Below are 17843 nucleotides of genomic sequence, written 5' to 3'. Positions count from 1 at the left end.
TGCTGCCTGCGGCAAGCCTGTTCAAGGAAAAGGAACACCATGAGCATCAAGCTGAAGCTGACGCTGGCCTTCGCCCTGATCGCCTGCCTTCCAGTGCTGTTCTTCTCAGGCTGGGTCATAACAGGCTTGCGCGAGGCGGCCGAACAAGACTTCGTCGAGAACAGTTCACGAGAGATCCGCCAGATCGATAACACGCTGCAGGTATTCTTCAGTGGTTTCGAAGATAACATTCGGTACCTCTCCGGCCATCCATTATTGAAACGGGTCGACCACAACCTCATCAGCTATTCCGGCACGACGCCCCCTTCGACGGCGCCGTCAACTGTCGAACAGGACATTCAGGCGCTTTTCGACGATTTCCGCCGTTCTCATCCAGCGTACGCCTACATCTATCTAGGCTCGCGCCACGGCGGCGCAGTGTTTTCTCCCGCCGATCCCAAGTTAGCTGACTACGATCCGCGATCGCGCCCGTGGTATAGCAAGGCAATGGCTTTGCCGGGACAGGTCATTCGTACGGGTACCTACTACTGGCAGCGCGATGAGGTGTCATTGCTTGGCACGGGCAGTACATTTGCTGATGCCAAAGGTGAGCCGACTGGCGTGGTGAATGTCGATGTTTCTCTTGCCGGCATGACCGAGACGGTGAAGAAGATCAAGTTGGGTGAGAACGGCTACCTGATCATGGTCAATAACGATGGACAGGTGCTGACTGATCCACGCCATCCCGAGCACACGCTCAAACCATTGACCGACCTTGGCGCAGGGTACGCCCAACTGTTCTCTGCAGGCAAGGGACTTGCTAACGTAGAATTGGATGGCACGCACTTCATGGCCAATGTCTGGCCGTCGGAGCAACTCGGCTGGCGCTTCATCGGGTTGATTCCATACGATGAAGTGATGGCCGACGCCAACCGCATCACGTGGGCTGTGCTGTTGGGTGCTTTGTTACTGGCCGGGCTGTTCGCAGTGCTCGGTCAATGGTTTGCCAGAGTCATCGTATCGCCGATAGAACAGGTCGCTGCGGGACTGACGTTGATAGCAGAGGGCGAAGGACGTCTGAGCCAGCAGCTGCAGGTCAGTGGACAGAGTGAAGTGGCCATACTCGCACGAGGGTTCAATCGTTTCACGGGCGCGATACGTGATCTCATCCAGACGATTGCAGGCACCGCTTCACAGGTTCTTACCACAGCTAGCGTCTCAAGCCAGGGTGCGAGGGAAATGGCAGGCATAGCCCTGAGGCAACGAGAGAATGTCGATATGGTCTCCACGGCGTTCAATAAGATGGTCGCTACCGCTCACGAGGTGGCCAGTTCGTGCAGTCAGGCAGCAGTGTCGGCCGACCGCGGTCAGAACCAGGCACAAAGCGGGCAGCGTCATATCGAAGATGCAGTGCTTGAGGTCGATCATTTGAGCGAAGAGATTGAGCGAGCTACGCATTCCATGCGCGAGCTTGAGGTAGAAAGCAGTAATATTCAATCAATTCTCAGCACGATCCGCGCCATTGCCGAACAAACTAATCTCTTGGCGCTGAACGCGGCAATCGAAGCCGCGCGCGCCGGTGAACAGGGGCGTGGGTTTGCCGTGGTTGCCGACGAAGTTCGCGCCCTGGCTAGACGCAGCGCAGACTCAACCGAAGAGATCAATGCTATGCTCGGTGGCCTTGCCAGTCGCACTATGCGGATGTCAGAGCAGATGCTGGCCAGCCTTCAGGTATCACGTCAGTCCGTGGTCAAGATAAATGCGGTGCGTGAACACTTTAGTGCCATCCGCGAGTCGGTAGACAGTATCCGAGACATGACCATGCAGATCGCAGCTGCGGCCGAGGTACAGTATTCGTCCGTCGAGTCGATCAATCAGAGCATTGTTCAGATCCAGAATGATGGGATCCGGCTGGCGAGCCTCACCGATGTCGCCCAAGTCCAATCTTCTGAGATGGAGCGTTTCTCCAGCGATCTGAATGGCCTTGTGCGTCGATTCGATCTAGATTCAGTTTGAACCGCTCTTGGCGGGGTGAGCAGCAAAACGAAGCCAATCCGTGTCCTTATACAGGGAGTACATTTTGATGATGAAACTGAAACCATTGCTGCAGGCGGGCAGTCTCGCCTTGCTGGCTGCGATCAGCGGGCTATGCGTTGCGCAATCGGCGACTGTGGAGGAGTCGCGCTCCCTGGACGCTATTTACAAGGCTGCTCTGCACGAGGGCGGACGTTTGATCGTGTATGCCGGCGGCGATACAGCGGGGCAACAGGATGGCATAAAATCTGCGTTCGAGGCGCGCTTCCCCGGCGTGACGCTTGACGTGGTAGTGGATTACTCCAAGTACCACGAGGCCAGAATCGACAATCAGCTAGCAACGCAATCCTTGGTACCGGACGTGGTGCAAATCCAAACGCTACAAAACTTCCCGCGCTGGAAGAGTGAAGGGCGCTTGCTTCCTTATAAACCTTTGGGATGGAGCCACGTGTATGAGCCCTTCAAGGACAACGAAGGCGCCTATACGGGGGTCTTCGTTGACGCTTTTTCAAATGTGGTCAACAGCAAGCTTATGCCCGACTCAAAAAAATGGCCGCGTGAGGCACAGGACTACTTGCGCCCAGAGTTCAAAGGCAAGATCGTATTGACCTATCCGACCGACGATGACGCTGTACTGTTCTGGATGAAACAGGCTGTTGATAAATACGGTTGGGACTATGTTGCAGCGCTGGCCAAGCAAGACCCTATTTATGTCCGGGGCACGCAGGCACCTGCAGACATGGTGGAAAGTGGTGAAGCATGGGTGACCTTCTCTACTGACGGGGCGCTGGTGCCTTCAAAATTGAGCGTTTCACGCTTTGTCCTGCCAGACCACGACCCCTTCGTTGCCTGGCCTCAACAGGCTGCCATACTGAAAGGCTCCAAACATCCAGAAGCGGCCAAGCTGTATTTGAGCTGGCTGCTCGATCGCGATACGCAGAAGAACATCTGGTACATGTGGTCTGTGCGCACGGATGTCGCCCCGCCGAAAGGGTATAGGCCTATCTGGGAATACAGCAACGGGAATCCGCTGGCTTTCGGGCGATTTCTGGCTAACCGGGCTGAAGTGGAACGCTTCCGTGCACAGGTGGGCTTGTACCTGCCGGAGGTCAAGGGTGACCCGTCTCCGGGCTTCCCAGGCTTGCACCCGGAAAGGGCCTTGCCACATTAACGTTGACTCACGTGTTTAGATACCGACGAGCCCTGACACAAGTCTTGGGCTCGCCGGTAGTGCCGGTGGAAATGGCCACCGGTGATGAATCAGCTCAATTGAAAAACGTGATGTTAAGCATCGGATTCTGGGGTTGAACACCACGTAAAGATGAGTTTCGTGTCACGTGGCGCGAATCGCTGCAAATGTTCTGCAATCACGGCCTGTAACTCGTCAACCGAACCCTCTGGCGTCTTGAGAATCACTCGCAGTGAGCCATCTTCGGCTACTAACTCGCATATCGAATCATCCAAATCGATTCGGCTACGCTGACTGTCGAACGTGACCGGAAACTTGTGGGCCCAATGCTTGCTAAGACGGAGTATGTAGCGCTCTGGCTGATCGGTCTGTACGGTAGCACTTAGAGTCGGCATGTCGAGTTCCTCACGAATAGAATACTGTCGTTGAAATCATGGTACCCCCTGCGGTAGATGCGGGTTGGGCAATGCCCGCTGTTCGTACCGGGCCTTAGCAATCGGCCGGCGCGCGAAGCACCGGCCAAATAGTTAAAACATGCCGTTGTCATTGGCCGACTTTTCAGGCACCTCCTGAATGACGTCCCAGTGCTCAACAATCCTGCCATCCCTCACCCGAAAAATATCAAGCACAGCCTGACCACGATCTTGAGGGCCACTGGTGGAGTGCACATGCAAGTAGACCAGGTCTCCCTCTGTGGCACTTCGAACCACGCGGGCCCGCGACTGAGGATTTTTTTTGAAATAGTCATCGAAGTAATTGACGAAGGGGGTCTTACCGTCAGGGACATCCGGATTGTGCTGCTTATAATTATCAACCACCACCTTGGCCGCTCGCTCGACCTGGTGCTGATTGAAGAATTGTTCGTAAAAGCCGACAACCAGCGTACGGTTGGCTTCTTCCACTGTCAGGTCGCGGTGTTCAGGACCGGCATGGGCTTGGGTAAAACTGAACAAAAGGGCGGTCGACAGCAGCGTTTTTTGAATTTGGCGAACCATGGTTCGTACCCTCAATAACCAACCGTAAAGCGCTGGCGAGCGTGAGCGGGGTGCTCTATTTCATCTACCAAGGCGACTGCGAAGTCCTCGAAGGAGATGCGACTACCCTCTGCATTGCTCAGCAGGCTGTCTTTCCCTATACGAAACACGCCAGTGCGTTCCCCAGGTACAAATTCCGCCGACGGGCAAAGGAAGGTCCAGTTCAATTGTCCCTCTTGCTTGAGCAAGTCCAGGAAGGCAGCGCCGCGTGAAGCCTCGGGACGGTATGCTTCGGGAAAACCGGGCTGGTCAATCAAGCGTTGACCTGGAGCGATTTCCAGGCTACCTGCACCGCCTACGACTATGTATCGACTGACGCCAGAACGGCGTACTGCCTCGATGAGTGTTGCAGGTTCGGTAGACACAAACTTTGCAGCACTTACGACGACATCATGACCGCTGATGGCACGTGCCAGCGAATCTTCATCCCGTGCATCTGCACTCGCAGTGGTGACTCCAGGCAGGTTCGGGATCCGTTCCGGATTGCGAGCGATTGCCGTAATGCTATGACCGCGATTAGAAAGCTCTTTGAGAATGCGCGATCCGGCTGCGCCGGAGGCTCCGATCAATGCAATATGTGACATGGCAACTCCACAGACAGGTGGTATGGTTTATAGACTAATGCGCCACGATGCTACGTTCATCATGGTAGGGATACAAGAAGTCAGGCACGTGTGACCAGGTCATACGGCATTGACCAAGCCAATCTGGAACTGAGAAAGAGCATGCTTAATACCAACGAATACCTTCTCGATCATCCTTGTCCCATTCGCGATGTGCTCGATCGTATCGGCGATCAATGGAGCCTGCTGGTACTGGAGGCTCTGGAAGGGCGTACGCTGCGTTTCAACGAGCTAGGTCGGACAATCGAGGACATTTCCAAACAAATGCTATACCGGACCCTCAAACGCTTGGAAATGGATGGTTTTGTGATGCGTTGTGTGTTTGCTGAGGTCCCACCGCGTGTCGAATACCAACTGACTGAGCTTGGGAATTCCTTTCTCCAGCCATTGCATGCCCTGGTGCGCTGGGCTGATGTCAACCACGCCCAGATTCGCCGTGCGCGCAAGTCCTACCGCCCTGCTTAGCCCAGTTTTTTGAATGCAGGGCTGAATGCAAAGAGAAACAATGGATTCATGCGAGTGATCAGAACGTCAATCAGTACTTCCGGCGGGTACTGCCACTCTTGGAAAACCGGCGGGCAGTGTTACAGGCCTCGACGCGACTAGCGACGAGGCCCGGTCTCATTCAACGTGAGCTGCTGGCAAGTTCCTGCCAATAAATCAAGTAAACGCTAGGCCTGATTGCCCGGTATTGATATTTGACCCTCCTTCTAACCCTTGAGTTGGCCTTCGGTCATCAGGAAGTGCAGGGTGTCGGCAGAGACGAAACTAGCCTGCGCAGCAAAGCCGTCGTACCGGAATCGATAAGTGTTGCCAACGAAGGGCGGAGGCGGCCGCCCGACTGTTGCTGGCGGCCAGCAGCGGATTATAGCGATAAAAGGTTTGATCCTACGCATAAAAATCAGTCTTTCGTGTTGAATGCACTGCTGTGTGGGACGGCAATGGGGCGAACTAACGTTGACTCACCTTCGATTTTGCTGGTGTATCCTTGATAGTGTTCATACCGTGCGAGTCATGCTTTTCAGCGGTCGGCTGTCGGTCTTTGCCAGTAGCCAATTGCATTGTTTGTTCCTGCCGCTGCTGGGCCAGCGCCTCGCTGCGCTGTATCAGCCTGTCAGAGCCACCTTCAGCAAGCACAGAGGTTGACGAAAGCAGGATCAAGGACATTAATGCGATCTTCAGGGCGGGCATGAAAGTCTCCAAGAGATTAAAATGAGGCGGCTGGCAGGGCGTTATCCAGCCGAGAGCAATCTTCAGTCGCCAAGATTTTCTGAACATTAAGAGTCACAAAATCCTGATAGAAAAATGCCATTGCCTCGATAGGCGTGCGCGCACCCTTAGTCTTGCTCACGGGGGCGGTCCGTCAGCTGCACGCGACTCACCGCCATTCAGTGCACGCATGGGTTAAACACAAAACGGTCAGTTAAAACGTTCGAAACGATAGGGGCTAGGGTCGATCAATGGCGTATGTTGCCCCACCAAGTCTGCTGCTAGCTGCCCCGCCGCAGGCGAGGTGCCGAAGCCATGACCGGAAAAGCCCGTTGCAAGGGTCAGCCCAGGGAGGCTCGGCACGGCACCGATCACCGGGTTGGAGTCTGGCGTGACGTCTATCGTGCCTGCCCATGCGGAAGCGATACGCGCCTGCTCAAACACTGGCCAGGCTGCTTTCAGATTGCGCAGTGCCTCGTCATTCAGGCTGGTGTTGGCTTGAGGGTCCTGGACGCGGATGCGTTCAAAAGGGGTGACGTCCGACGCCTTCCAACGCCTGGCCAAGGCGAGGTCGTTGAAAAAATATTTGCCAAAGCTGATCTTGAGGAATTCGCGTTGTGCCCGCAGTTGTGGCAGATAACGCGACCCCAAGAGCACGTGGTCCCAGGTGAGAAACGCATCCAGCTTGCCGCGCTGGGTAATGATGAATCCACCGTCTTTGTGCTTGCGGAACGAGAAGTCCGGCGCGCCCACGGCGATATCGGTAGGACCGTTCATGGGCTCGGTGCGCAGCACCGAGCAGGTTAAAGGCAGCGTCGGCAGGTCAATCTTGAGGTTTCCGAGGAATTTGCGCGACCACAGGCCACCTGCGAGCAGCACTTGGTCACAGCGAATCTCGCCTTGCTCGGTGACCACGCCGCTGACGCGACCGGCGCTGGTTTGCAAGGTGCGCACTGCGCAACGCTCGATGATGATCGCGCCCTTGGCCATCGCCGCACGAGCGATGGCGCTGGCGGCCAGGGTCGGTTCTGCACGGGCATCGGAAGCGGTGTAGATGCCACCGGCCCAGTCGCCGCGCCCGCCAGGAACCATTCGGGCGATTTCGTCGCTGCTCAGCAGGCGGGAGTCCAGGCCCAGGTGTTCGACACTCTTGAGCCAGCCCTCATGCATACCCATCTGTGCATCATTGCGGCCGATGAACATGATCCCTGCCTGGCGATAACCCACGTCGCCACCCACCCGTTGGGGCATCTCGGCCCACAGCCGGTCGGCCGCCAGGGCCAGCGGTATGTCATGGGCGTGGCGGTTGGTCTTGCGCACCCAGCCGAGGTTGCGCGAAGACTGCTCGCCAGCGATACGGCCCTTTTCCAGCACAACCACTGGGATGTTGCGCTCGGCAAGGGTCAGCGCGGCGGTCAGGCCGATGATGCCGCCACCGATGATCACGACGGTGGTCGCGGCCGGCTGGCGGTGGCTAGTGATGACAGGCTCGATGGCAGGGGACATGGCGTTACTCGGCGGCGATGGGGACAGGGGGCTCAGCGGCGGAGGCAGCCGTTATTGGCCGAGGCGAATCAGCTTGACCTCGGCACGCGAGGCGCCGCGATAGGCTGTCACTTCCAGTTCGACCTTGTACACGGTCGAACCCAGCGGCGGGCAGGTCACCGTGGTGGCTGGGTCGATGCCGCGGAACTTCTGGCCGATCACCTCCATGACAGCTGAAACGTCTTCCGGTTGCTGGATGAACACCCGCGAGCAGATGACGTCTGCCAGGCTGGCGTCTACGGCTGCCAATGCTGTTTCGATGTTGGCGAAAACCTGGTGAGTCTGCTCGATGACGTCTTCGGCGATCAGTTGGGTCTGAGGGTTGCGCCCTGCGGTATTGGAGACGTGGATCCAGTTGTCGACTGCAACCAACCGGGAGTAGCTGGCCATGTCTTCGAATTTGGAGCCGGTTTTCAATTTGGTGATCTGGGTCATGTGAATAGCCTTGGCGGTAAGTAAGGGGGAATCAGCTGAGAACAGGTTGTTCCCACAGGTTGAGCTTGACGCCGATACCTTTTTCGATCGCGTTGCGGTACACCACGGTGCCCCAGGCGACGTCTTCTACCGGCATGCCGCCTACGGACATGAGAATGATCTCCTCGTCGTTCTGGCGCCCTAGAGCTTCACCGGCGATGATCTTGCCAATGTCCTCGACTTGGTCGGCCTTCAGCGTGCCTTCGGCGATCATGTCCATGAAGCGCACTCCCACCAGCGGCACATGGTTGTGCGCAGGCTTGGGCAACTCCTCGAACCAGGCCTCGTACAGGCCGGTGTTGTCCACCACCTTGCGCACGTCGGCCTGTTCCATGCCAGCATCGATGCTGCAAGGCGCGGGCATGGCGAGGAAAGCGCCGGGCTTGACCCACTCGCGCTTCACCAGTGGGTAAAGGGAAGGGTCGCCCACTTCACCGGAGCTGCAGTAGCTGACCAGGTCGGAGCCGCGCACTACCTCTTCGAGGGTCTGTACTACCTGCACGTTCGTGACCTGCGGGAAGGTGCTGTTCAGCCAGCTGACAAAGACGTCGAGGTTTTTCTGGCCCCGGCCCTTGATCTTGATGGTGTCGACCTGTGGGCAAACAGCCATGAATGCTGCCACGGTGGTCTTGCCCATCACGCCGGGGCCGGCCAGGCCGATGACTTTCGAGTCCTTGCGCGCCAGGTGACGGGCGCCGACACCAGGAATCGCGCCGGTGCGGTAGGCCGACAGCAGGTTGGCCGACATGTGTGCCAGTGGCGCGCCGGTATCGGCATCGTTGAGCGTGAGCATCAGGATCGAACGCGGTAGACCCTTTTCCCGGTTCGCGATGTTCGAGCCGTACCACTTGGCGCCAGCAGTCTGGAAATTGCCGCCCAGGTAAGCCGGCATTGCCATCATGCGGCGGTCTGCTGTGGGCTTGGGCATGCCAGGGAAGGGCGAGTGCTCAGGGAAAGTAATCATCGCCCCATGGGAGTCACTGTTCGGCCCGGCCATGCGGTAGTCGCCATGGTAGAGCAGGCCGAACATCTCCTCCATGGTATCGACGCAGGCAGGCATGTCGGTCACGCCGGCGCGGATCATGTCTTGTTCGGACAGGTAGATGAAATCAATGCGGGTGTCGAAGGTCATAGCGGGTCTCACTGCGCGAGCGGTGCCTAGGCACCGCTGCATTCGGGTTTTATTCTTGTGATTCGCCCTGAGTCGGGGGCGATCGAGTAGTCGCAAAGCAGGTGCGCAGTTTCGCTAACGACTGGTAGGTCGTCTTGTGCGAGCCTGCCAGTCCGGTTGACCCTCCATGCCAGAGCCCTGGCAGTTCCTATTCGGATCTTCAGACGGGCGCCTGTAGAACCTGGCTCGTATCCATTGGCTCCCGTTGTACACCACGCCGAACGCGATGATGGCGGTGCAGATCAGGATACCCAGCAAGTGGTTGCTCAATGCCTCCCCTCAGTGCCCCGCCAGTGAATAGTTCGCTGGCACATCGCGCAGGCTCAGGGCGGTCAGCAGGCAGACCAGCAGTGCGCTCGCGGCCAGCAGTGCGGTCCACGCCACCGGGCCGTATTGCAGTGCCAGGGCTGCCACGGGTGAGGCGCTCGAGGACACCGACAGCTGGATGGCGCCAAGTAGCGCAGCGGTCGAGCCCAGGGACGTCCCCTGCGACGACATCACCAGCGACATCAGTGTCGACTCGGCGATTCCCAGCCCGAACAGCGCGAGCGCCATGCCCGTAGCCATACCGTACAGGCCTACGCCGACGAGGGCGCTGGCCAGGGTCAATAAGGCGCCGGCGGCCATGCAACGCACACCCAGAGTGCTGAGCCTGCTCAAGCCGAGGCGGCTGACCATTCGGCTGGCAAGCAAGGCTCCAAGCATGACCGACACGCCGGTGGCGCCGAACAGCAGGCCGAAGTTTTGCGCACTCATGCCAAAGTGCTGCTGATACACCAGCGTTGCGCCGCCTATGTAGGCGAACAGGAAAAAAAACACCGCCGCCACCGCCAGGGCCGGGCGCAGAAAGCGCCGGTCGGCCAGAATGACCATGTACGTACGCCACACACTGCCCAGGCGCAGGGCCTCGCGGCGATGCGTCGGGAGCGTTTCAGGCAGGTTCAGCAGGCTGTTGAGCAACACCAGCAGGCCCATGCCGGTCAGCGCAAGCATCACCGCACGCCAGCCAAAATGCGCATCGATCATGCCTCCCAGCACTGGCGCGAGAATCGGCGCGACGCCTTCGACGGTCATCAGCAGGGCAAACAGCCGGGTGGCGGCCACGCCCTGGCTGACATCACGCACCATGCTCATGATCACCACCAAGGTGAGGGCGCTGCCCAACCCCTGGAAGAACCGCAGAGCGATCAAAGTGTCGAGGCTCGGCGCCAGTGCCGCGCCAAGCGAGCACAAGATGAACAGCAGCAAGCCGGCCATCAGCGGCCTGCGCCGGCCATAGGCATCGACGATGGGGCCGAAGATCAGCTGGCCCGCGCCCATGGCCAGAAGGAAGAACGTCAGGGTCAGCTGCACGCGGGTGAAGCTGGCTTGGTAGTAATTGGCGATCTCCGGCAGGCTCGATAGGTACATGTCGACGGCCGAAGGCCCCAAGGCGCCGATCAGGCCAAGGCTCAGCGCCAGCCTGAACGGTACAGAGGAAGGTTGAACAGCTTGCATGATGATCTCTAACTGGTTACTACCTACCGGACGGTAGGTTTCGGCATCCTATGCGCGTTGGTCAGCAAGGTCAAACGCTGAAATGCTTCGGGCGGGGGCGTCACGCTGGGACAAGAACGGTGGCAGGCTCAGGCAAGCGGGGCCTGAGCGGAAGGAGGATAGTGGCGCCGCCTCACCAGGGGCAGTCTTCATACTTCATAGACGCAGCATTTGACCGCCGGCCAGTGGCCGGCGGTTTTTTCAGAATGGCATGGCTACGGTCAACTGGCTGTAAACGTTGGTGCCATTGCCGCCGACCTGATTGCCGCCATTGCTCTCGTCCTTGCGCGGCTGGTACAGCCCCACTAGTGGGCTGATGATCAAATGCTCGTTGACTGCCCATTCCACGTACAGGTCCAGTTCCCGGGCGTCGAGATTGAGACGTTGGCGAGTGCTGACAGTGTTGAAGTCGAAGTAGAGCGCACCGACCGTGAGGTTCTCCAGTGGCGTTGCCTTCACTCCAACATGGTGGATCCCCGTGTTGCCGTTGAACGGGCCGGCGTAGTTGGCGGCCACTTCACCCTGGAACCAGGTGCCGTATCCGCTGGACAGGCCGCTGAACAGCGAGTCCCAGCCTGCCGAATAACGGGTGTAGCGATAGGTGACCTGCGGCGCCCAAGGTAGGTCGGCGAAGGTGTAACCGGCTTGCAGGTACCAGGCTTGCTCGGGGCCGTTGGTCTTGTCCTGCCAGGCGTACTCGAAGGCGAAACTGGCATTTTCGATGCCGGCGCTGCCTTCGCCGCGCACGCTGTATACGTTCATGCCTTCGCGAGCCTTCTGGAACTCGCTGGCCCACTGATCGGCGACATCGATACCGTGGATCCAGGTCAGGCCCAAGGTGCCTAAGGCCTGGGTATAGTCAAGGGTGCCTGCGGCCAGCTCCGTCTCGGCCTGGGCGCGGTTATCGGACTTGAGCCACAGCAGGCTGCCGTGCAGGCCGTCCTTGCCGCCCAGGCGCAGCACCGCCGTACGGTCGAAGGCATGGCGAGCGGCCAGGTAGTAGGCACCGCCGCGGTTCAGTGTGCCATCGGCGACTCCCTTGCCCAGGTTCGGCCCGTCGTCGTTGATCAGGAAACCGCTGCCCAGGCGCACCACCTGGCGGCCGGCGGAAATATCCACGCCATCCTTGCCCAGGACCGGGAACAGGTCCGCCGAGCGCCAGCCCAGGTAGGCATCTTCGATCTTGGTGGTGCGTTCAGAACCATCCGTATTGCCTGCGGCATCGCCGTCGCCCCACGTCGCCGAGCTTACCCAGTTCAGGCTGCCATACAGGGCACCGTTGCCGGCCAGACCCTGGTCACCGCTAAGACCGTATTTTATGAAGCCTTCACGCCAGGTCGAGCCACCCGCAGTGCCGTCGTAATTCTTGCGGCTATTGAACATACCCCATACTGCCAGCATATCGGCGTTCAAGTGGCTGTCATCGTCGGCGTACAGCTCGTAGGCCGTTGCGGCCTGGCTGGCTAGCAAGGTGGCCAGGGCCAGGCTGGACAGCGTTTGCGGTTTGACCATTTCACATCCCTCGATTGTTCTCGGCTGCCTTCACAGGGGCCTTCTTTGTTCGGGGGCACCCTCGCTCTGGCGAGGGGCCATCGCAGTTGGCGGCGATGGCCTATTAGGGGATGGGCGATAGTCCGGGGTCTTGTTCGAGGCTGCCAAGGCGCTTGCACGCCTTGGCCAGGCTCCGTTTACAGCGTGTTGCCAGCTTGCAGGAGGGCCGTGATGTGTGCGGCGGCGGCTTTGGCGCAAAGGGTGTCTATGGCCTCGCTGGCACCGGACACGCCAATGGCGCCGACCACCTGTCCAGCATGGCGCAAAGGTTCGCCCCCGCCGAACAAGGCCATCTCCGGTTGCAATGGCAAACCGCGGCGCACCGCCTCGGAACATTGTTCCAGGCGTTGACTCCAATCTGCCGTTGGCAGGCCGAAGCCGACAGCAGTCAGCGCCTTGCGTAAGGCTATAGCGTGCGCTGGGCGTGGCGCACCCTCCATATGCGCGGTATGGATCGGGAGGCCGCTGCTATCAACGATCACCATGCTTACGCTGACTCGTTGCTGCGTCGCAGCGTCCAGCGCGGCCTGAAGCGCGCGCATTGCCAAGGGTAGGGTCAGGGTGAGCTGTTCACGCAGCCAGTGTGAAATCTGTTCCATGCTCAGTAGCGCATCATGACGGACTTGAGCTCGGTGAAGTCGTCAATGAAAGCCGAGCCGAATTCGCGCCCGATGCCAGAGGCCTTGACGCCGCCGAAAGGTACAGCCGGGTCTAGCAGGGTGTGCATGTTGATCCACAGCGTGCCAGCCTGGACTTCCGGGATAAGGCGCATGGCCTTGCCCAGGTCGTTGGTCCAGAGGCTGGCGCTCAGCCCATAGGGCGATGCGTTCATCAAATGCAACAGTTCTTCTTCGTTGTCGTATGGAAGGAAGGTGGCTACGGGGCCGAAGGTTTCCTGATTGAGCAGAGTATCGTTGGCAGACCTGGCGAGAATCACAGTAGGCTCGACGAAGCAACCTGGGCCATCACCGATACGCCCGCCATGGATGATCTGGCTGCCCTCGGCGCGAGCAGTGGCGAACAATTCGGCCAGCTTCTGCTGGTGCGGTTTGTTGGCAACAGGGCCGAATTGGGTGGTCTCGTCCAGCGGTGAGCCGATCTTCAATTGGCCAAGGCGTTGGGACAGGGCTTCGAGCAGTGGGTCGATACGCGAGCGGTGCACATAGAAACGCTCGCCAGCGGCGCAGATTTGCCCCGAGTGAAGGAAGCCAGCCTCGATGATGCCGTCGACCGATTTCTCGATACCTACATCGGGCAGGAACGCCACGGCATTCTTGCCCCCCAGTTCGAGTGTCGCACGGGTCAACTTGGCCCCCATGGCCGCTTGGCCGACAGCGATGCCAGTGGGTACAGAGCCGGTGAACGATACCTTGTCCGTGCCAGGGTGTTCGATCAGCGCCTTGCCTACCTGGCCTGCGCCGGTCAGCACGTTCAGCGCACCTGCTGGCAAACCTGCTTCAGTGGCCAGCTCGGCAATACGTAGCACGGTCAGTGGCGTGAACTCGCTAGGCTTGATGATGATGCTGCACCCGGTCGTCAAAGCAGAGGCCAGCTTCCAGATGGCGATCATGGTGGCGAAGTTCCATGGCACGATGCCAACCACCACACCGATGGGTTCGCGCAGGGTGAATGCGCTGTAACGTTCACCGGCAAACGATGGCAACGAGGGGGTGATCGTCTGGCCGGTGATCTTGGTTGCCCAGCCTGCGTAGTAACGCAAAAAGTGGGCGGCTTGCTCCACCTCGAACGCACGGGAAATGCCGATCAGCTTGCCCGATTGCAAGGTCTCCAGTTGTGCCAGCTCTTCGCGGTGGGCTTCAAGCAGGTCAGCGAGTTTGAACAGTACGCCAGCTCGGGCAGCCGGGCTCGTGCGCGACCAGCTGGCAAAACCTTGGCGCGCAGAATCCACGGCGTGGTCGATATCGGCCTGATTGGCGTTGCTGATCTGGGCGATTATCTGGCCGTCGGCCGGGTTGGTTACGGAGAGCTTGGCGCGGCCCTGGCTCGCCACGACCTGGCCATGGATGAACAGGCCATGGTCACGGGCCAGGAAGGCGCTGACGGAAGGAAGAAGGGCGATATCGCTCATGGAAACTCCGAGGCATGTGAGGGTCGGCCCGCAGACCGCCAAAGCCTTGGAGGATAGTGCGATGAGGTACTGTGATCTTGTGTCCCCGTGACAGCAGCATGACTCTCCCTGCCAAAGGGGCTCGGAAGCTGTGGCAGGCAGCAACAAGGGGGGCGGCAGCCATGGGCAAGACGTCATGGCTTGCTCGGCGCAGAGTAGGCGAGCAAAGAGGCAAGCTGTAGCCGTGCGTGCAGGGTTACTTGCCGCGTTCCACGCCATAACAACAAGCCGGGGCATAACGATGTCACTTCATAACAAGCTCACCGAGCACCTCAATCAAGGCACTGTCGGTTTCCCCACCGCACTGGCCAGTACCGTCGGGCTGATCATGGCCAGTCCTGTCATCCTCACCGCGACCATGGGCTTTGGCATCGGCGGTAGTGCCTTCGCCATGGCCATGGTCATCGCAGCGCTGATGATGCTGGCCCAGTCCACCACGTTCGCCGAGGCGGCTTCGATCCTGCCGACCACCGGCTCGGTCTACGACTACATCAATTGCGGTTTAGGCCGCTTCTTTGCCATTACCGGCACACTTTCGGCTTACCTGATCGTCCATGTGTTCGCCGGTACCGCCGAGACCATTCTTTCCGGGGTCATGGCGCTGGTGAACTTCGAGCACCTCAACACGCTGGCCGAGTCTGCAGGTGGCTCCTGGCTGCTCGGTGTCTGTTTCGTACTGTCGTTCGCCGTACTCAACGCTTTTGGAATCAGTGCCTTCAGCCGCGCTGAAGTAATCCTCACCTTCGGCATGTGGAGCACGTTGATGGTGTTCGGCGTGCTGGGCCTGATCGCTGCACCGGCGGTGCAGTTGGAAGGACCGTTCGGTGTTTCAATGGTCGGGTCCGACCTGATGACCATTCTCTCGTTGATCGGCATGGCGATGTTCATGTTCGTCGGTTGCGAATTCGTCACGCCGCTGGCCCCGGAACTGCGTCGTTCGGCCTGGGTGATGCCAAGGGCGATGGCGCTGGGCCTGTTCGGTGTAGCCAGCTGTATGTTCATCTACGGTGCAGCGATGAAGCGCCAGGTCGAAAACGTGGTGCTTGATGCTGCCAGCGGCCTGCACCTGCTGGATACCCCGATGGCCATCCCACGCTTCGCCGAACAGGTGATGGGCGATATGGGCCCGCTCTGGCTGGGTATCGGCTTCCTGTTTGCTGGCGCTGCGACCATCAACACCCTGATGGCGGGTGTACCGCGCATTCTTTACGGCATGGCGGTAGATGGCGCATTGCCGAAAGTCTTCACCTACCTGCATCCACGTTTCAAAACCCCGCTGGTTTGCATTCTGGTGGTCGCATTGATCCCATGCCTGCATGCCTGGTACCTGGGCGGCGATCCAAGCAACATCCTGCACCTGGTGCTGGCTGCGGTGTGTGCCTGGAGCACCGCGTACCTGCTGGTAACCCTGTCGGTGGTGATTCTGCGCATCCGTCGCCCGGACTTGCCGCGTGCCTACCGTTCGCCGCTGTTCCCGCTGCCTCAAATCGTTTCCAGTACGGGTATTGTCATCGGCATGTCGTTCATCACGCCACCGGGGATGAACCCGGCTGATATCTACGTGCCCTTCGCCATCATGCTCGGTGGTACCGCTGCCTATGCACTGTTCTGGACGCTGTGCGTGCAGAAGGTCAACCCGCTCAAGCCTGCGCGGGTCGAGGACGTGTTGCGGAAAGAGTTCGCCGCCGAGCCAGGTCATGCTTTGGAGCGTACGCAACATGATCAGACGTTTGCGTGATTTCCTGTTGGCCCGGCGCTTGCCGGCGGGGTACCGGCCCGGGCTGACCCTTGGACATTTGCTGCGTAACCTGGGGCCTGTGCAGGTGCAGTGGCTGGAGCCGAGCGTTACTGTGATTGGCAGTGCCGACCTGGCCTGGCGAGCCGAGCTGAGAGAGTGCGTGCAAGCGCATTTGCTGATGCACATCGTGACTTGCGAGTTCAGATTGAACGTGCCCGCCCCCAAAGAGGGCGAAGTGCGGTTGGAGCTGCGCCATACCGGTACGCTGCGTCGCACCGGTATCGCTTGCGTTTATCGCGGCGGAGATGAGTCCGCCTTCGCCCGTGTGCGCGACCTGGTGGCCAGCGATGCGGCCCTGTTGGCAGACCTGATGCCATTGGATTTCAAGCGTTTGAGCCTGCAGCGTCGCAGCGGCCAATGGCAGGTTACGATGGAGCACATGGGTGGAAGCGAAGTGGTCAACCGCATGCCGGCATTTCGTCGCTACATCCAGCTCAGCCCTGGCCAGCGTTCGCATGTACTGGGTTGTCTTACCCGCTTGAGTGAGGTGCTGCAAGGCATCTGATCAGCCATGGCATAATCCCTGCTACAGCATTCGACCCACTGTGACAGTTGTGCGCATATCATTAACATGTTATCAATATGCGCATAACAACAATTCGTGTCGAGGCCCATATGCAGACTCAACAACCCGACCGTCAGGGGCTGGATCGCTGGACCACCGCCATGCAGGCGATCTGCGGCCGGTTCGAAACGGAATTGGCTTGTAACCATTCGCTGTTCATTGGGGACGTCTCCTCCCATACACGTGCTGGCTTGCCAGTGGCTTGCTTGCGCACAAATGCCGGGATCATCCGGCGATTGGGTGATAACCCTACCCTGGATGATGATCAGCACTGTTTTCTGGTACTTCAGCGCTCGGGCCACTCGACTGTGGAGCAGGGCGGGCAGACCATTCATTTGTCACCCGGCGAGATCATGCTGATGGATTCAGTGGGGCGTTGCGAGATCAGGCCTGCGGGCCTGATCGAGCATGTTTCACTGGCCCTGTCACGCGACCAGGTGCGTAAGCAGGTGGTGGGTAGAGGCAGTCTGGTTGGCAAGATTTCATCCACCAATGCCTGTGGGCGCATGCTGCATGTGCTGATGGATCAGATGTGCAAGGATATCGATGCCACCGACGACAGTGTTCAAGGCGCCGCATTGCAGGCGGCTTTTTCCGCGTTGCTGGAGCCTGGTTTCGAGTTTGGAGAGGGCAACCTTTGCAGTGCAGAGGCGCTGAATGGCAGCCATATGCGCAGCTATGTGCAGAAGGTGATCGAAAAGTCCCTGTCTCAACCGAGCTTGACGCCTGCGGCTTTGGCCAGTGGGCTCAACATATCTGTGCGTCATCTCTACCGTCTGTTCGAAGAGGAAGGTGACAGCGTGTGTCGATACATCCAGCGAGCTCGGCTCAAGCGCAGCGCAGACGATCTTGCCAATCCTTTCTTCAAGACTGAGTCGATTACCTCGATCGCCTACAAATGGGGTTTTACCGACTCCGCGCATTTCAGTCGGTCGTTCAAGAAACAGTACGATCAGTCGCCCAAGGATTACCGGGCTTCGGCCATGGCGTCATCTGTGCGTTAGGTC

General features: G+C 59.1%; 18 protein-coding genes. 6 read left to right on the top strand and 12 right to left on the bottom strand.

Annotation, left to right across the window (positions count from 1 at the left end):
• The first annotated feature begins 39 nt into the window (after positions 1–39).
• Both ACK2SD_RS12520 and ACK2SD_RS12515 read left to right on the top strand, forming a co-directional pair.
• Positions 40–1995, top strand: coding sequence for a methyl-accepting chemotaxis protein (locus tag ACK2SD_RS12520; RefSeq protein WP_412459865.1), 1956 nt, complete (start codon positions 40–42; stop codon positions 1993–1995).
• Between the two features lie 67 nt (positions 1996–2062).
• Positions 2063–3184: an ABC transporter substrate-binding protein gene (locus ACK2SD_RS12515; RefSeq protein ID WP_412459864.1), complete on the top strand. Its 1122-nt coding sequence runs from the start codon at positions 2063–2065 to the stop codon at positions 3182–3184.
• A gap of 113 nt (positions 3185–3297) precedes the next feature.
• On the opposite strand, the gene ACK2SD_RS12510 is transcribed toward ACK2SD_RS12515, so the two are convergent.
• The 3 genes from ACK2SD_RS12510 to ACK2SD_RS12500 form a co-directional block, all read right to left on the bottom strand.
• A complete protein-coding gene (locus tag ACK2SD_RS12510) occupies positions 3298–3597 on the bottom strand; it encodes a DUF2218 domain-containing protein (protein ID WP_412459863.1) in 300 nt (99 codons plus the stop codon).
• Between the two features lie 132 nt (positions 3598–3729).
• Complete coding sequence (locus ACK2SD_RS12505) at positions 3730–4197, bottom strand: ester cyclase (protein WP_412459862.1); 468 nt, start codon at positions 4195–4197, stop codon at positions 3730–3732.
• Between the two features lie 11 nt (positions 4198–4208).
• A complete protein-coding gene (locus ACK2SD_RS12500) occupies positions 4209–4820 on the bottom strand; it encodes an NAD(P)-dependent oxidoreductase (protein ID WP_412459861.1) in 612 nt (203 codons plus the stop codon).
• Between the two features lie 141 nt (positions 4821–4961).
• Between ACK2SD_RS12500 and ACK2SD_RS12495 the strand changes: the two genes are divergently transcribed.
• Entirely contained in the window at positions 4962–5324 is a 363-nt protein-coding gene (locus ACK2SD_RS12495) for a winged helix-turn-helix transcriptional regulator (protein WP_412459860.1), read from the top strand.
• Positions 5325–5810: 486 nt separating this feature from the next.
• Here the strand turns inward: ACK2SD_RS12495 and ACK2SD_RS12490 are convergent, their stop codons facing one another.
• The 9 genes from ACK2SD_RS12490 to ACK2SD_RS12450 form a co-directional block, all read right to left on the bottom strand.
• The gene (locus ACK2SD_RS12490; RefSeq protein ID WP_412459859.1) at positions 5811–6050 is read right to left on the bottom strand and encodes a co-regulatory protein PtrA N-terminal domain-containing protein; all 240 of its coding nucleotides are present in this window, start codon (positions 6048–6050) and stop codon (positions 5811–5813) included.
• A 16-nt stretch (positions 6051–6066) separates the two neighbouring features.
• A complete protein-coding gene (locus ACK2SD_RS12485) occupies positions 6067–6210 on the bottom strand; it encodes a hypothetical protein (RefSeq protein WP_412459858.1) in 144 nt (47 codons plus the stop codon).
• Between the two features lie 68 nt (positions 6211–6278).
• Positions 6279–7574: an NAD(P)/FAD-dependent oxidoreductase gene (locus ACK2SD_RS12480; protein WP_412459857.1), complete on the bottom strand. Its 1296-nt coding sequence runs from the start codon at positions 7572–7574 to the stop codon at positions 6279–6281.
• 51 nt (positions 7575–7625) lie between these two features.
• Entirely contained in the window at positions 7626–8048 is a 423-nt protein-coding gene (locus ACK2SD_RS12475) for a RidA family protein (RefSeq protein ID WP_412459856.1), read from the bottom strand.
• Positions 8049–8079: 31 nt separating this feature from the next.
• The gene (locus ACK2SD_RS12470; protein ID WP_412459855.1) at positions 8080–9219 is read right to left on the bottom strand and encodes a tyramine oxidase subunit B; all 1140 of its coding nucleotides are present in this window, start codon (positions 9217–9219) and stop codon (positions 8080–8082) included.
• 318 nt (positions 9220–9537) lie between these two features.
• Complete coding sequence (locus tag ACK2SD_RS12465) at positions 9538–10755, bottom strand: multidrug effflux MFS transporter (RefSeq protein WP_412459854.1); 1218 nt, start codon at positions 10753–10755, stop codon at positions 9538–9540.
• A 240-nt stretch (positions 10756–10995) separates the two neighbouring features.
• Positions 10996–12306, bottom strand: a complete 1311-nt coding sequence (locus tag ACK2SD_RS12460; protein ID WP_412459853.1) for a hypothetical protein — start codon at positions 12304–12306, stop codon at positions 10996–10998.
• A gap of 176 nt (positions 12307–12482) precedes the next feature.
• Entirely contained in the window at positions 12483–12944 is a 462-nt protein-coding gene (locus ACK2SD_RS12455) for a GlcG/HbpS family heme-binding protein (protein WP_412459852.1), read from the bottom strand.
• 2 nt (positions 12945–12946) lie between these two features.
• Positions 12947–14434 (bottom strand): aldehyde dehydrogenase family protein, encoded by a 1488-nt coding sequence (locus ACK2SD_RS12450; RefSeq protein WP_412459851.1) that lies wholly within the window; start codon positions 14432–14434, stop codon positions 12947–12949.
• 280 nt (positions 14435–14714) lie between these two features.
• Between ACK2SD_RS12450 and ACK2SD_RS12445 the strand changes: the two genes are divergently transcribed.
• The 3 genes from ACK2SD_RS12445 (at position 14715) to feaR (ending at position 17840) form a co-directional block, all read left to right on the top strand.
• The gene (locus tag ACK2SD_RS12445) at positions 14715–16211 is read left to right on the top strand and encodes an APC family permease (protein ID WP_412459850.1); all 1497 of its coding nucleotides are present in this window, start codon (positions 14715–14717) and stop codon (positions 16209–16211) included.
• Positions 16192–16776, top strand: a complete 585-nt coding sequence (locus ACK2SD_RS12440) for a DUF3156 family protein (protein WP_412459849.1) — start codon at positions 16192–16194, stop codon at positions 16774–16776. The genes ACK2SD_RS12445 and ACK2SD_RS12440 overlap by 20 nt, the downstream gene beginning before the upstream one ends.
• 110 nt (positions 16777–16886) lie before the next feature.
• Positions 16887–17840 carry a transcriptional regulator FeaR gene (gene feaR / locus ACK2SD_RS12435; protein ID WP_412459848.1) on the top strand — a complete coding sequence of 318 codons (954 nt, stop codon included), beginning with the start codon at positions 16887–16889 and terminating at the stop codon, positions 17838–17840.
• Positions 17841–17843: the final 3 nt, after the last annotated feature.

It is taken from the genome of Pseudomonas sp. SC11 (genome assembly GCF_047039205.1).
Classification (GTDB): domain Bacteria; phylum Pseudomonadota; class Gammaproteobacteria; order Pseudomonadales; family Pseudomonadaceae; genus Aquipseudomonas; species Aquipseudomonas boreofloridensis.
Note: the sequence above shows the minus strand (reverse complement) of the source record. Positions and strands in the feature narration are given on the sequence as shown.

Bases quoted from the DNA above. Each gene is read 5' to 3' on its own strand.
- ACK2SD_RS12505 (WP_412459862.1), bottom strand. From the start codon at position 4,197: ATGGTTCGCCAAATTCAAAAAACGCTGCTGTCGACCGCCCTTTTGTTC.
- ACK2SD_RS12450 (WP_412459851.1), bottom strand. From the start codon at position 14,434: ATGAGCGATATCGCCCTTCTTCCTTCCGTCAGCGCCTTCCTGGCCCGT.
- ACK2SD_RS12440 (WP_412459849.1), top strand. From the start codon at position 16,192: ATGATCAGACGTTTGCGTGATTTCCTGTTGGCCCGGCGCTTGCCGGCG.
- ACK2SD_RS12480 (WP_412459857.1), bottom strand. From the start codon at position 7,574: ATGTCCCCTGCCATCGAGCCTGTCATCACTAGCCACCGCCAGCCGGCC.
- ACK2SD_RS12500 (WP_412459861.1), bottom strand. From the start codon at position 4,820: ATGTCACATATTGCATTGATCGGAGCCTCCGGCGCAGCCGGATCGCGC.
- ACK2SD_RS12460 (WP_412459853.1), bottom strand. From the start codon at position 12,306: ATGGTCAAACCGCAAACGCTGTCCAGCCTGGCCCTGGCCACCTTGCTA.
- ACK2SD_RS12515 (WP_412459864.1), top strand. From the start codon at position 2,063: ATGATGAAACTGAAACCATTGCTGCAGGCGGGCAGTCTCGCCTTGCTG.
- ACK2SD_RS12510 (WP_412459863.1), bottom strand. From the start codon at position 3,597: ATGCCGACTCTAAGTGCTACCGTACAGACCGATCAGCCAGAGCGCTAC.
- ACK2SD_RS12475 (WP_412459856.1), bottom strand. From the start codon at position 8,048: ATGACCCAGATCACCAAATTGAAAACCGGCTCCAAATTCGAAGACATG.
- ACK2SD_RS12455 (WP_412459852.1), bottom strand. From the start codon at position 12,944: ATGGAACAGATTTCACACTGGCTGCGTGAACAGCTCACCCTGACCCTA.
- ACK2SD_RS12495 (WP_412459860.1), top strand. From the start codon at position 4,962: ATGCTTAATACCAACGAATACCTTCTCGATCATCCTTGTCCCATTCGC.
- ACK2SD_RS12520 (WP_412459865.1), top strand. From the start codon at position 40: ATGAGCATCAAGCTGAAGCTGACGCTGGCCTTCGCCCTGATCGCCTGC.
- ACK2SD_RS12465 (WP_412459854.1), bottom strand. From the start codon at position 10,755: ATGCAAGCTGTTCAACCTTCCTCTGTACCGTTCAGGCTGGCGCTGAGC.
- ACK2SD_RS12470 (WP_412459855.1), bottom strand. From the start codon at position 9,219: ATGACCTTCGACACCCGCATTGATTTCATCTACCTGTCCGAACAAGAC.
- ACK2SD_RS12445 (WP_412459850.1), top strand. From the start codon at position 14,715: ATGTCACTTCATAACAAGCTCACCGAGCACCTCAATCAAGGCACTGTC.
- feaR (WP_412459848.1), top strand. From the start codon at position 16,887: ATGCAGACTCAACAACCCGACCGTCAGGGGCTGGATCGCTGGACCACC.
- ACK2SD_RS12490 (WP_412459859.1), bottom strand. From the start codon at position 6,050: ATGCCCGCCCTGAAGATCGCATTAATGTCCTTGATCCTGCTTTCGTCA.